This window comes from Flavonifractor plautii ATCC 29863 (genome assembly GCF_000239295.1).
GTDB lineage: Bacteria > Bacillota > Clostridia > Oscillospirales > Oscillospiraceae > Flavonifractor > Flavonifractor plautii.
On sequence record NZ_JH417797.1, the window covers coordinates 1 to 13,015 of the forward strand.

The following is a 13,015-nucleotide window of genomic DNA, read 5'->3' on the forward strand; positions in this document are numbered from 1 at the left end:
TTCACCGTCCAATATGTTTGACAAACCTACAGCATTTTGATATGATATGATAGCCCATACGAGGTGAGCTAGGCTATGCGAATGAGAAAAAAACCGAACCTGGGAGTGCGGATGGAACGCTGTACCCGGGTGCTGATTTCCGACCCGGAGGAGCGGAAGGGAAAGTGGCGGGAGCTGATGCCCGAGGCGAAGGAGGTCTTTCTGGAGCTGGGCTGCGGCAAGGGCCGCTTTACGGCGGAGACTGCGGCGCAGAATCCACAGGCGCTCTATATTGCGGTGGAACGGGTGCCGGACGCCATGGTGATCGCCATGGAGCGGGTCTGTGCCCAGGAGCTGCACAACGTCTTTTTTGTGGATGGGGACGTAGCGCAGCTTCCGCTGTTCTTTGCTCCGGGTGAGGTAGACCGCATCTACATCAACTTCTGCGATCCCTGGCCCAGCAACCGCCACGCCAAGCGGCGGCTGACCCACCCGGACTTCCTGCTGCGTTACCGGCAGGTGCTGGCAGAGGCGGGGGAGATCCACTTCAAGACAGACAACCGGGATCTATTCGAGTGGTCCCTGTTCCAGTTCCCCAGGGTGGGCTTTGGGGTGTCTGAGGTCACCCGCGACCTGCACGCCGACGGCATCCACGGTGTAATGACCGACTACGAGGAGAAGTTCCACAACCTGGGGACCCCGATCAACCGCTGTCTGGGTACCATGGGCCCGCTGCCCGAAGTGCCGGAGCCTCCAGCAGAGGAATGACCGCGCAAAAAGGAGCTTCCGCTGTATGGCGGAAGCTCCTTTACTTGTGCTCAGAGAAACGCGACCACCCGGTACATGAGCATGAAGTGAAACACCGAGCCCATAAGGATGAACAGGTGAAAAATCTCGTGACAGCCAAAGCGGGGATTATCGCGGCCAGGCCACTTGACGGCGTAGAGCACGCCGCCCACGGTGTAGAGAATGCCGCCGCCCAGCACCCAGAAAAAGCCGGCAGGGGGGAGCAGGCGCAGCAGGGGGACGAGGGCCACCACAGCCAGCCAGCCCATGAAGATATAGATGCCGGCGGTGAGCCAGCGGGGGGCGGTGATCCAGGCCAGGGTGAGCACCAGCCCGGCCAGGGCCAAGGCCCAGATGACACCGAACAGGGCCCAGCCCCAGGCACCGTCGGTGCGGAGCACCACCAGGCAGATAGGGGTATAGGTACCGGCGATGAGGAAGTAGATAGAGGCGTGGTCGTACTTGCGCAGGGCGATACGGCCCTTGACGCTGACGTTGCGGCAGTGATAGAGAGTGCTGGCCGTATATAGACCCACCATGCTCACACCATAGATAAGGAAGGAAACCACGTGCCAGGGGCTGAGGGAGAGGGCGGCGCAGCGCAGCAGGAGTAGCACGGTGCCCAGCAGGGCCAGGGCGGCCCCAATGCCGTGGGTAATGGCGGACCAGGGACGCAGCCCGTCATAGGGGTCCCGGTCCTTTTCCCGCAGCCTGACCGGGCGCGGCTTTGCCTGGGAAGGATAATAGAGCATGGCCTTGCGGCGGGGGAGTGCGTTTTCCTGATTCATATGGATCACCTTTCCTTATCTTTAGTATAGCACATGCCGCACAATATAATCAATAGAAACTTTAAATATAATTTTTGAAATTATATTCGGTCTCCTGTTCAAAGGGAACAACGCTAGGATATGGCGGAACGGGCGGCACTATGCGGACAAGGCGGCGGTTGCCGGAGGGACCGGAGTGTGTTATGATAAGAGGCGCGAAACAGGGGAGGGCGGAGCATGGAGCGGATTCTGCTGATAGAAGATGATCAGGCGCTGGGGCGGGGGATCGCCCTGGCGCTGGCCGGAGAGGGCCGGGAAATCAGGGTGGCGGCCACCCTGGCCCAGGGCCGGGCGGCCCTGGGCGAAGAGGAATACGCGCTGGTGCTGCTGGATCTCAACCTGCCCGACGGAAACGGACTGGATTTTCTCACCGCGCTGCGGCGAACCAGCGGGGTGCCGGTGCTGATTCTCACCGCCAACGACCTGGAGAGCGACCAGGTGGCGGGTCTGGAGCTGGGGGCGGACGACTACGTGACCAAGCCCTTCTCCCTGGCGGTGCTGCGGGCCCGGGTGAACCGCCTGCTGCGGCGGGGGAGCGCCCCGGCGGCCGCGCTGGAGCTGGGGCCCTTTTCCTTCGACTTTGAGCGCCTGCGCTTTATGCGGAACGGGACGGAGGTGGAGCTGTCCAAGACGGAGCAGCGGCTGCTGCGCCTGCTGGTGGAGCACCGGGGGCAGACCCTGACCCGGGAGCAGCTCCTGGACCGGGTGTGGGACGGGGGCGAGTTCGTGGACGCCAACGCCCTGTCGGTGGCGGTGAAACGGCTGCGGGACAAGCTGACGGACGCCCCCATCAAGACGGTGTACGGCCTGGGCTACACCTGGGAGGAAAAACGGTGACCCCGGCGGTGTGCGGGGCCCTGGCCCTGGCGGCGCTGGGGGTGGGCTTCGGGCTGGCCCAGTGGCTCTACACCCGGCGGCTGCTGGCCCGGCTGGACCGGATGCTCGCCGATGCGGTGGACGGCAGCTTTCGGGAGAGCCGCTTTGACGAGTCCCGCCTCTCCGCCCTGGAGGGCCGGCTGGCCCGGTTCCTCAACGGCAGCGCCGCCTCGGCCCGGGAGCTGGAGGGGAAGCGGGCCGCCATACAGACCCTGATCTCCGACATCTCCCACCAGACCAAGACCCCCATCGCCAACATCCTGCTGTACGCCTCCCTGCTGGCGGAGGGGGAGCTGTCCCCGGAGCAGGCCGCCCAGGCGGCCACCCTGTCCCGGCAGGCGGAGAAGCTGTCCTTTCTGATCCAGGCCCTGGTGAAAGCCTCCCGGCTGGAGACGGGGATCATTACCACCGCGCCGGAGCCCCAGCCGGTGGGGCCGCTGCTGGAGGGGGCGCTGGCCCAGGCCCGTCCTCAGGCGGAGGCCAAGGGGCTTACCCTGGCGGCGGAGCCCTGCGGGGCGGCCGCCCGCTTTGACCGGAAGTGGACGGCGGAGGCCCTCTTTAATGTGGTGGACAACGCGGTAAAGTACACCCCGGCGGGGGGACGGGTGACCCTCTCCGCCGTCCCCCTGGGGCAGTTCTGCCGGGTGGACGTGTCCGACACCGGCATCGGCATCCCAGAGGAGGAGCAGGGGCGGATCTTCGGCCGCTTCTACCGGGGCGGCGCTGTGCGGGCGGAGGAGGGGGTGGGCATCGGTCTCTACCTGGTCCGGGAGATCCTGCGGCGGCAGGGGGGCTATGTCAAGGTGGCCTCCCGCCCCGGCCAGGGAACCACCTTTTCCCTCTACCTGCCCCGGGAATAGGGCGGATCTTTCCAAACTGTAAGATTTGAGAAAGAGTGTGGAAAGATTGATCCACTACAATGGGTACTGTCAGAAGGCAGTACCCATTTTTTCCACAGGAGGAGATTCCAAATGGCGATTTTGCAGACCAGGGAACTGAAGAAATATTATGGCGCGGGGGACACCCTGGTGAAAGCCCTGGACGGGGTGGAGCTGAGCGTGGAGAACGGCGAGTTCGTGGCTATCATCGGCACGTCGGGGTCGGGCAAGTCCACCCTGCTACACATGCTGGGCGGGTTGGACCGGCCCACCTCCGGCACGGTGACGGTGGACGGCCGGGAGCTGTCCACCCTGAAGGACGAGGAGCTGACCATCTTCCGGCGGCGGAAGATCGGCTTCGTGTTCCAGGCCTATAATCTGGTGCCGGTGCTCAGCGTATATGAGAACATCGTCCTCCCCATTCAGCTGGACGGCGGCGCGGTGGACGAGAGCTACGTCAGGGAGGTGATCGCCGTCCTGGGGCTGGAGAAGAAGCTGGACAGCCTGCCCGGGCAGCTCTCCGGCGGCCAGCAGCAGCGGGTGGCCATCGCACGGGCCCTGGCTGCCAAGCCCGCCATCCTCCTGGCCGACGAGCCCACCGGCAACCTGGACTCCCGCACCAGCCAGGATGTGCTGGGACTGATGAAGGTCACCGGGCAGAAGTTCGCCCAGACCATGGTGATGATCACCCACAACGAGGAGATCGCCCAGTTGGCCGACCGCATCGTCCGCATCGAGGACGGGCGCATCGTCACGCGGTAAGGGGGCGAGGGTATGAACGTCTCCAACCGCAAGTGTGTGCGCACCCTGGCACGGCGGAGCCTGCGGGCCAGCCGCACCCGCAACCTCATCGCGGTGCTGGCTATTGCGCTGACCACGGTGCTCTTTACCTCCCTGTTCACCATCGCCCTGTCCATCAACGACGGATTCCAGCAGAACAACTTCCGGCAGGTGGGCGGCTACTCCCACGGCGGCTTCAAATACCTGACCGAAGCGCAGTATGAGGCGCTGAAGGACGACCCCCTGATCGGGCAGGCCGGCCTGCGGCGGTTCGTGGGTATGCCGACTCAGGCCCCTTTCAACAAGGCCCACGTGGAGGTGAGCTACGCCGACGCCAACGACGCCCACTGGATGTACTGCGACCCGGCGGAGGGCCGCCTGCCCCAGGAGGGTACCGACGAGGCGGCCACCGACACCCACGTGCTGGAGCTGCTGGGCGTGGAGCCGGAGCTGGGGGCCCGGTTCACCCTCACCTTTGATGTGGACGGGCATGAGACCACTCAGACCTTCACCCTCTCCGGCTGGTGGGAGTACGACGAGGCCATCGTAGCCAACCACGTGCTCCTCCCGGAGAGCCGGGTGGACGCCCTGCTGGACGAGGCGGGGGTGAACCCCAACGCCCCGGAGGACGGCATGACCGGCGCCTGGAACCTGGACGTGATGCTCAAGAGCGGCTCGGCCCACATCGAGCGGGACATGGAGCAGATTCTGGCCGGCCACGGGTTCCAGAGCGAGGACGCCGCCGGGGAGGACTATATTCGCTCCGGCGTCAACTGGGGCTACACCGGCGCCCAGCTCGCCAGCGGACTGGACGTCCAGGTGGTGGCCGCCATTGCCGCCGTGCTGCTGCTCATCCTCTTTACCGGCTATCTGATCATCTACAACGTGTTCCAGATCTCCGTCACCAACGACATCCGCTTCTACGGCCTGCTCAAGACCATCGGCACCACCGGCCGCCAGCTCCGGCGCATCATCCGCTACCAGGCCCTGGCCCTCTCCCTGGCGGGGATCCCAGTGGGGCTGCTGCTGGGCTGGCTGGTGGGGGCGGGGCTCACCCCGGCGGTGATCGGCCGGCTGAACGGCGTGACCAATGTTGTGTCCGTCAACCCCGTCCTCTTTGCGGCCTCCGCCCTGTTCGCCCTGGTGACGGTGCTCCTGTCCTGCCGCAAGCCGGGCCGGATGGCGGCAAAGGTGTCCCCTGTCGAGGCGGTGCGCTACACCGAGAGGAGCAAAACCCGCAGGAAGGCCGGAAAGCGGGTGGGGAAGGGAGTCTCCCTGCTCTCCATGGCCTGGGCCAACCTGGGCCGGAACCGGGGCAAGACGGTGGTCACCGTGCTCTCCCTGTGTCTGGCGGTGGTGCTGCTCACCATGACGGTCACCTTTGCCAAGGGCTTCGACATGGATAAGTATATCGCCGCCTTTACGGCCAGCGACTTCATCCTGGCCGATGCCGGACACTTCCAGACCGGCGGGGAGGGATTCAACCCGGACATGGCCCTGCCGGAAGACGCGGTGGAAGAGGTGGAGGCCCGGGGCGGCATCACGGCCGGCGGCCGCACCTACGGCTGCACCTCCCCGGTGGAGGAGTTCATCACCGAGGAGTACTACCGCTCGGTGTGGGGCCGGTGGAACGACGCGGAAACCCTGGATCAGATGGTGTCCGGCATGGACCGCACGGAGGACGGCCTGCTGGCCGACCGGGCCCAGCTCTACGGTATGGAGCGGTTTGCCCTGGACCGCCTGACCGTGCTGGAGGGGGATATTTCCAAGCTCTACGAGCCGGGCGGGCGGTACGTGGCCGCCGTGTACTCCGAGGACGACTACGGCAGCCCGCGGATGGACAGCCACTGGGCCCGCCTTGGGGATAAAATTACACTGCGGCACGTGGAGGAGTACGAGTACTACAACCCCAACACTGGCGAGGTGTACGGCGGAGAGGAGGACATTCCGGAGGGCGCGCCCTTTGCCGCCCGGGCGGTGAAGTACCGGGACCTCGAGTATGAGGTGGCAGCCCTGGTCAGCGTCCCCACCGCCCTGAGCTACCGCTATTACGGGGCCGACGAGTTTATCCTCAACGACCAGACCTTCCTCCAGGACACCGGCACGGCGGATATCATGTACTACGCCTTTGACGTGGACGACGGCGCGACGGCGGATATGGAGGGCTTTCTCCGGGACTACACGGAGAACGTCAACCCCCAGCTCGATTACGAGAGCAAGGCCACCTACGCCGCAGAGTTTGAGGGCTTCCGGGGGATGTTCCTGATGCTGGGCGGGGCGCTGAGCTTCATCGTGGGCCTGGTGGGCGTGCTCAACTTCTTCAACGCCGTGCTCACCGGCATCATCACCCGCCGGCGGGAGTTCGCCGTGCTCCAGTCCATCGGTATGACCGGCGGGCAGCTCAAGAAGATGCTGGTGCTGGAGGGCCTCCTCTACACCCTGGCGGCCGTGCTGGCCTCCCTGCTCCTCACAGTGGTCATGGGGCCGCTGCTGGGTACCGCCGTGAACAGCCTGTTTTGGTTCTTCACCTACCGTTTCACCCTGGCGCCCATCCTGCTTATTTTCCCCATCTTCGTGGTCCTGGGGTTGGTGATCCCCCTGCTGACCTACCGCTCCATCGCCCGGCACACCGTGGTGGAGCGCCTGCGGGAGGCGGAATGACAAACGGGCGCAGGATATAAAACGAGAGCCGACTTGTTTGACAAGTCGGCTCTCGTTTTGGCCTATGATAAGAATGCACCCCTTAAGACCCTGCGGAGCAAGGGCTTGAGGGAAAGGATGGTTTATAAAGCAGAAGAACTCTTGACCACACGGCCCCTGCCGCTTTTTATTTTGCAAACTTGGGCGCGGATACTTCATTTCCCGCGAATGCATTGGGGCCGGGGTTGGACAGGGAGAAATACATCTTTGCCGCCTTGGTTGTACCGAAGTCCTGATTGGAGCCGCTGTCCTGCACCTCATTAAAGGCATCCCGGAACATTTGGTTGTGCGCCTCCTCACGGTTGAGCAGGAAGTCGATGGTTTCCCGTACCTTTTTGTCCTCAATCTGGCGGTAGAGGTATTCGTATACTACCTTGGCCCGCTGCTCGGATGCAATATTGCTCAGCAGATCCGCGCAGAGATCTCCAGTGACAGTGACATAGTCTGCCGTCCAGGAATAGCCGGAGGCGTTGATGAGACCGGGATTCAAACCAAGCAGAACATGTGTTTCGATCTCGCCTGCCTGGACCTTGTCTGCCTCCACGTCATGACCGTTGAGCAGATTGATGGTCTGAGCTACCATTTCCATGTGGCTCAGCTCCTCCGCCGCGATATCCATAAACAGATCCTTGATCTTGGGGTTTCTGATGCGGAAACTCTGGGACATATATTGCATGGCAGCTTTTAGCTCGCCGTTGCCGCCGCCGAGCTGCTCCTGCAATAGTGCGGCATACTGAGGATTGGGCTGCTCCACTTCTACTGGATGAAACAGTTGTTTTTCGTGCTTGAACAAGCATATCACCCCTTCCGATTGGTTGTGTTTAGCTTTCCGCAATTTAGAAAAGCTATGCGGGCTCTGCTCGTTTTGCATGATACAGGCGGCAGATTGAAATACCTTTACCACCAAAAGAATACGATATGCATTAGGAAAGAAAGGTCATATATACTTACAAGGGAGCAATCAAGCCGACTTTACCAGCGCAAATTTTTATACGATGCCGCACTAGAGAGATGACGGCCTCCCGCGCGGGGCCCCCATATTTCTTGGGATCGTAGAGCGCGGCGTCATGAGCCAGACAGTCCCGTACCGCCTGGGTATAGGCGGCCCGAAGCTCCGTGGCGAAGTTGACCTTACACACACCCATGGATACCGCACGCTGCACATCTTCGTCCGGGACACCGGAGGAGCCATGGAGCACCAGGGGGATATCTACCGCTTCCCGGATCTGAGTCAGCCGCTCAAAGGCCAGCCTGGGCTTGCCCTTGTAGAAACCATGTGCGGTCCCAATGGCTACGGCTAAAGAGTCGATTCCCGTTTCCCGGACGAAACGGGCCGCCTCGCCTGGATCTGTGTAAAGATCCTCACCTGGCTTGACCTCCAGATCATCCTCCTTACCGCCCAGTTTCCCCAGCTCCGCTTCCACACAAGGCCGGGAAGACATCCTGCTTGCCATCTCCACCACTCTGCGGGCCAGGGCGATATTTTCGTCCAGCGGCAGTTTAGAGCCGTCGATCATCAGGGAGGTATAACCGTCTGACGCGGCCTGCTGACATAGTCCAAACCGGTCTCCGTGATCCAGGTGCATAGCCACTGGCACAGACGCCTTGCCGGCCATAGCACGGGCCATGGCCGCGAAGACTGCTGGCTCCGCGTATTTTAATGTGGATGGCGTCGTCTGAAGTATGACCGGCGCGTGCTCGGCCTCCGCCGCCGCGATGACAGCCTGCATCATCTCCATATTTTCTACATTGAACGCGCCTACCGCATAACCGTTTGCACGGGCATCCCTCAAAAGTCCTCTGCTGTTTACCAGTGCCATATAATATTTCCACCCTTTCCGTATTCAAGGCTTTGCTTTCTCCAGATTTGCTTCAGTCCCTGAGTACCGCATAGAGATAGTCGTCGATGCAGTCCCCCACACGGTCCATCAGGAGGTCTTCAGCCTTGGGAGGCAATATACCCGCATGGACTCTGGCGTATTGGACTGGCATATACTGGCTGATCAGGGCCATTGGGATGCCTGCTGTGTTCAAATTATCCAGCAGGAGGCGGAGCGCACCCTGTACCTTGCTGTTGGTCAGGTAATACCGGGCCCGGTCTGAGTAGCTGAAAGCCCGGGCGTACCGCTTCTCCGGCATAGAGCCATGATAATATTTGGTCCACTGGCCCTGGTCCTCCAGCATGACCTGCTCCAGGATCTCACGAAAATGGGAACACGGGAAATCCATCATCCCATACAATTCCCGTTCGATCTGCTCCAGGGCAAACAGTCCTTCCCGGAGGGCGAAGGTTAGAGCTGGTCCGACCTTGAGAATGGCGATCCCGTCCTCTACCATCTTTCGAAGGCATTGCCGCGGCTGATAATCCGTGGAATGTCCTTCAAAGACCAGGTTGGGGTGCCGCTTTAAATGCTCCGTCAGGCTGTGGGCGGCTGTCCGGTCATATTCGATCACGCTTTCGTCGGCAAATTCCACCCCGGGCTGCACCACAATGGCAACCACACGCTCCCATGCCGCCTCCAAATGATTGGAGCAGAACGCCGCCCGGAACGTGGACAGCGTGGCTTCGCAGTCCTCCGGCGCGGTTACGGTTACGCTGTCCTCATTTTCCTGGGCGCCGCCTGGGATGGGCACCTCACTGCCGATGATATAGACCGGCGCAGGGGCTTCCGGGTGCCACGCACTGTATTGGGCAAAAGCTTCCTCGGCGATACGGCAGAGTTGGGCGCCGCGGTGGGCGATCACAACATCCGATAACCGCTCATTGGGAGCGTCGTCCGCCAGGCGCATGCTGGTATCAATATGTATTTTGGAAAAGCCAGCCAGTACATAGGAGCGGATCAGTTCGCCTGCGTTTTTCATTGCCTCAGCCTCGGGAAAATGGGTCCAGGTCAGCGGACCCAGGTGGTCGCCGCCGCAGAGCAGTTTGTCAATCGGGAAATTTTCCTCTTCAGCTAAACGGTTCAGAAACGCCCGGAACGCTACCGGGGTCATGCCGGTATAGCCGCCGTTCTGGTTCACTTGATTTGCAGTCGCCTCTACCAGCACCACCGTATCACGGTCCTTGGCCCGGCGAAGGGCCGCCCGAATTACATACTCGTTGGCACTGCAGCAGGAATAGAGGCCCATTTCACGATTCTGTCCGCGCTTTTGCAAGAGTTCAGAAATCGGATTTTGAATTTGTAGATTGGTCATAGCTTCCCCTTTCCTTTTGCACAGAGGGCACCCGGCGATAGCCGCCGGGTGCCCCATTGGCACGTTCTGTTTTCAGACGATAAAATTTAAGAACTTCTTCATTGGGTCTTGCTGGCTTTGCGGGCGGCCAACTCCTCCATGATCTCAGCGTGGCGCTTCTCGGTCAGCTTATAGAACAGCATGGGGACAACTGCAAGGATTATAATTCCAGCACTGACTAGCGTATATACAAAGTGGAAAGAATTTAATACGTTCACCGGCTGTACGGTCTCTTGGGGAATGTAGCCAGTCAGACCGATTACAGCGGCAACAGCGATACCTGCGACTGCCATGACACACTTGGTCACGAAGCAACGGGTAGAGGTAATCATAGCTTCATTGCGCTGGCCGGTTTTCCATTCGCCATACTCAATTGTATCCATCATCATCGCGTTGACACAGACCATGACAGCTCCAACGCATACAGTTGAGACAGAAGATGTGGCAAAAAGTACAATAGCGTTATGATACCCGGCAAAGTAGAGAACGAGGCTGGATATTGTCATGAGCCCGGCAAAGAGAAACATGCAATTCTTTTTCCCAATATGCTGAGAGAGAAAGGTGAAGATCAATGCGCCTACAACCATACCAACCAGATTAATTAAGTTCAGCACAGTCATATAACCCAGGCTGCCCCAGTTATATACACAATAATAATAATTGAGATAGCCTTTCAGCATCATACCTAGCAGGCAAAAGATATTTGAGATTTGGATCAGGAGCAAGGGCTTGTTTTGAAAAATATTTTTTAGTGCCAGTTTGAGCTCAAACTTCTCACTGTCGTCTGGTACCACATGCTCCCGTACCAACTTGAAGGAAATCAGGTACATGGTCACACCCCAGACGGCAACAGCAAGTGCAAGGAAAAAGTAAACATACCAGTTAAATTCGCCAAAGAAGGCCAGTGCCATTGGCATCACTAATCCAATAATTCCAGTAATGGTATTGGACGCGGTGGTAGTGAAGCCAACAATTTCCGAGCGCTCTTTCGTATTGCTGGTCATTGCCGCAGGCAAGCTCCAGAATGGTATATCCACAGAGGTAAACACAATACTGCCTGTGATGATATACATAATACCTGCAAAAATGCACAGTCCGATGGTGCCGATATCGGGCTTAAAGAAAGAGAGTGCTAAACAGATCCCCATAAGAGGACCTGAGCGGAGAAGCCACGGGCGAAACCGGCCCCACTTACTCCTAGTACGGTCTGCAATGATACCCATAGAGATATCGGTAAAGGCGTCAAAGAATCGAGCCCCACCAAAAAGGAACGCTAGGAAGCCGGCGGGCAGCTTTAGAATATCCGTTAAAAACGGAGTAGTCCAGGTAGACCACAAGGTATACATAGAATCATGCCCGAGTACACCAATTGCGTGGCCGAGCTTTTCCTTCTTGGTACATTGCCTTGGTTCTTCCTCTAATTTAGCTTCCTTAACGACTTCGGTAGACACAAAATTTCCCTCCTTGTTTCTTCCTCAACGAGTTGCGGGGCAAGCGCGAATAACCTTGGCATTGGTCCCTGTGGCTCTTGCATTTATTTAATGATACTCCGGCAACCAGTCGCCGTGGGCCTGTATGAGGTCGTCCACAAGGCTGCGGATCTCATCGATGGTCAGTTCGCTCCCGGCATGGGGGTCCAGCATGGCGGCCTGATAGATGTACTCCTTCTTCCTGGTGAGAGCGGCATCTACGGTGAGCTGGTGCACCTCGATCTGCCGCCGATTCAGCGCGGCGAGCTGATTGGGAAGCGGCCCCATGTGGCAGGGGGAGAGATGACCCTCGTTTACCATACAGGAGACTTCCACACAGGCATCGAAGGGCAGGTTGTCAATAAGCCCAGTATTGAGAACGTTACCAGCAAATCCAAAGGTTCTGCCGGTCTCCAGTGCCTCGATGATGCCGGCGGCGTACTCGCTGCTCCTCGTGTGGGTCAGGTTCTCATTGTGGACCAGATGCTCGGCCTGCTGCTTCCACCGCGCAATCTGATCGCGGCAACGGCGGGGGTACTCATCCAGAGGGATGTGAAAGCGGTCGATAAGCTCAGGATGGTCCTTTTTGATGAACCAGGGGTAATATTCGCTGCTGTGCTCGCTGGATTCTGTGACGAAGTAGCCGAACTGCTTCATGATTTCGAAGCGAACCATATCATGATGATTATCAGGAGTAAACTGCTCGGCCACTGACGGAATTCTGTCCGCATACTCAGGATGTAACTCACGCAATGCAAGCGTGGGGGCGTAAATTGGTCCCTCCTGGGCACGCTTGCGGATGATGGGATAGAGATCCTCGCCGTTGCGGCTAATCTCTAATAGCCAGGCCATGTGGTTGATGCCCGAAATCTTGTAAGAAACGCCGTCCCAGGGCATGCCAAGCTCGGCGAGGAGTTCAGGTACACAGGCCTGGTGGGAGTGGCACAGACCAACTGTATTGACAGAACTGGCTCGGAACATCGCCAAGCATAGCATGGACATGGGGTTTGTATAATTGATGAAGAGTGCATCAGGACAGACCTTCTCCATGTCTTTCGCAAAGTCCAACATTACAGGGATGGTGCGCAGTGCCCGGAACATTCCACCGATGCCGTGCGTATCTCCGATCGTCTGGCGCAGTCCATATTTTTTGGGAATTTCAAAGTCTGTAATCGTACAGGGGTCATATCCTCCCACTTGAATGCAGTTAATGACGTATTTTGCTCCACGTAAAGCATCCAGCCGGTCTGCATATTTGACGACCTTAGCCTTTCCGTCGTTAGAGTTCCGGTTAATATTAGAAAGCATCATATAGGACTCTTCCAACCGCTGATGGTCAATGTCATAGAGCGCATACTCAAACTCGCGCATAGCATCCGTCGTAATGCAGTCGCCTAAAACATTTTTTGCAAAGACGGTACTGCCTGCGCCAAGAAATGTAATTTTATCCAAATGAGTAACCTCCTATTTTATTTGGAATGAAACA

The 13,015-nt window shown here is 59.0% G+C and carries 11 protein-coding genes; 5 read left to right on the top strand and 6 right to left on the bottom strand.

The window, feature by feature from the left end; genetic code table 11:
• Positions 1 to 75 precede the first annotated feature (75 nt).
• A complete protein-coding gene (gene trmB / locus HMPREF0372_RS10940; RefSeq protein ID WP_174269965.1) occupies positions 76 to 747 on the top strand; it encodes a tRNA (guanosine(46)-N7)-methyltransferase TrmB in 672 nt (223 codons plus the stop codon).
• Positions 748 to 797: 50 nt separating this feature from the next.
• Here trmB and trhA read toward each other — a convergent pair whose 3' ends face one another.
• Entirely contained in the window at positions 798 to 1,553 is a 756-nt protein-coding gene (trhA, locus tag HMPREF0372_RS10945; RefSeq protein ID WP_007492263.1) for a PAQR family membrane homeostasis protein TrhA, read from the bottom strand.
• A gap of 216 nt (positions 1,554 to 1,769) precedes the next feature.
• On the opposite strand from trhA, the gene HMPREF0372_RS10950 reads away from it, so the two are divergent.
• From HMPREF0372_RS10950 to HMPREF0372_RS10965, 4 genes are all read left to right on the top strand, one after another.
• Complete coding sequence (locus HMPREF0372_RS10950; RefSeq protein ID WP_007492264.1) at positions 1,770 to 2,429, top strand: response regulator transcription factor; 660 nt, start codon at positions 1,770 to 1,772, stop codon at positions 2,427 to 2,429.
• Positions 2,426 to 3,328: a sensor histidine kinase gene (locus HMPREF0372_RS10955; RefSeq protein WP_007492265.1), complete on the top strand. Its 903-nt coding sequence runs from the start codon at positions 2,426 to 2,428 to the stop codon at positions 3,326 to 3,328. The genes HMPREF0372_RS10950 and HMPREF0372_RS10955 overlap by 4 nt, the downstream gene beginning before the upstream one ends.
• A gap of 111 nt (positions 3,329 to 3,439) precedes the next feature.
• Positions 3,440 to 4,108 carry an ABC transporter ATP-binding protein gene (locus HMPREF0372_RS10960; RefSeq protein ID WP_007492266.1) on the top strand — a complete coding sequence of 223 codons (669 nt, stop codon included), beginning with the start codon at positions 3,440 to 3,442 and terminating at the stop codon, positions 4,106 to 4,108.
• A 12-nt stretch (positions 4,109 to 4,120) separates the two neighbouring features.
• Positions 4,121 to 6,787 carry an ABC transporter permease gene (locus tag HMPREF0372_RS10965; RefSeq protein WP_007492271.1) on the top strand — a complete coding sequence of 889 codons (2,667 nt, stop codon included), beginning with the start codon at positions 4,121 to 4,123 and terminating at the stop codon, positions 6,785 to 6,787.
• A 166-nt stretch (positions 6,788 to 6,953) separates the two neighbouring features.
• Here the strand turns inward: HMPREF0372_RS10965 and HMPREF0372_RS10970 are convergent, their stop codons facing one another.
• The 5 genes from HMPREF0372_RS10970 to melA all read right to left on the bottom strand — a co-directional run bounded on the left by HMPREF0372_RS10970 (position 6,954) and on the right by melA (position 12,981).
• Positions 6,954 to 7,619: a manganese catalase family protein gene (locus HMPREF0372_RS10970; protein WP_035298592.1), complete on the bottom strand. Its 666-nt coding sequence runs from the start codon at positions 7,617 to 7,619 to the stop codon at positions 6,954 to 6,956.
• Between the two features lie 154 nt (positions 7,620 to 7,773).
• The gene (locus tag HMPREF0372_RS10975; protein WP_039997280.1) at positions 7,774 to 8,646 is read right to left on the bottom strand and encodes a class II fructose-bisphosphate aldolase; all 873 of its coding nucleotides are present in this window, start codon (positions 8,644 to 8,646) and stop codon (positions 7,774 to 7,776) included.
• A 52-nt stretch (positions 8,647 to 8,698) separates the two neighbouring features.
• Positions 8,699 to 10,021: a class II D-tagatose-bisphosphate aldolase, non-catalytic subunit gene (locus HMPREF0372_RS10980; protein ID WP_039997281.1), complete on the bottom strand. Its 1,323-nt coding sequence runs from the start codon at positions 10,019 to 10,021 to the stop codon at positions 8,699 to 8,701.
• A 98-nt stretch (positions 10,022 to 10,119) separates the two neighbouring features.
• Positions 10,120 to 11,511, bottom strand: a complete 1,392-nt coding sequence (locus HMPREF0372_RS10985) for an MFS transporter (protein WP_024723252.1) — start codon at positions 11,509 to 11,511, stop codon at positions 10,120 to 10,122.
• An 87-nt stretch (positions 11,512 to 11,598) separates the two neighbouring features.
• A complete protein-coding gene (melA, locus tag HMPREF0372_RS10990) occupies positions 11,599 to 12,981 on the bottom strand; it encodes an alpha-glucosidase/alpha-galactosidase (RefSeq protein WP_024723251.1) in 1,383 nt (460 codons plus the stop codon).
• Positions 12,982 to 13,015: the final 34 nt, after the last annotated feature.

Coding starts and splice junctions, on each gene's coding strand:
- trmB (WP_174269965.1), top strand. CDS start 76: ATGCGAATGAGAAAAAAACCGAACCTGGGAGTGCGGATGGAACGCTGT.
- trhA (WP_007492263.1), bottom strand. CDS start 1,553: ATGAATCAGGAAAACGCACTCCCCCGCCGCAAGGCCATGCTCTATTAT.
- HMPREF0372_RS10950 (WP_007492264.1), top strand. CDS start 1,770: ATGGAGCGGATTCTGCTGATAGAAGATGATCAGGCGCTGGGGCGGGGG.
- HMPREF0372_RS10960 (WP_007492266.1), top strand. CDS start 3,440: ATGGCGATTTTGCAGACCAGGGAACTGAAGAAATATTATGGCGCGGGG.
- HMPREF0372_RS10965 (WP_007492271.1), top strand. CDS start 4,121: ATGAACGTCTCCAACCGCAAGTGTGTGCGCACCCTGGCACGGCGGAGC.
- HMPREF0372_RS10975 (WP_039997280.1), bottom strand. CDS start 8,646: ATGGCACTGGTAAACAGCAGAGGACTTTTGAGGGATGCCCGTGCAAAC.
- HMPREF0372_RS10980 (WP_039997281.1), bottom strand. CDS start 10,021: ATGACCAATCTACAAATTCAAAATCCGATTTCTGAACTCTTGCAAAAG.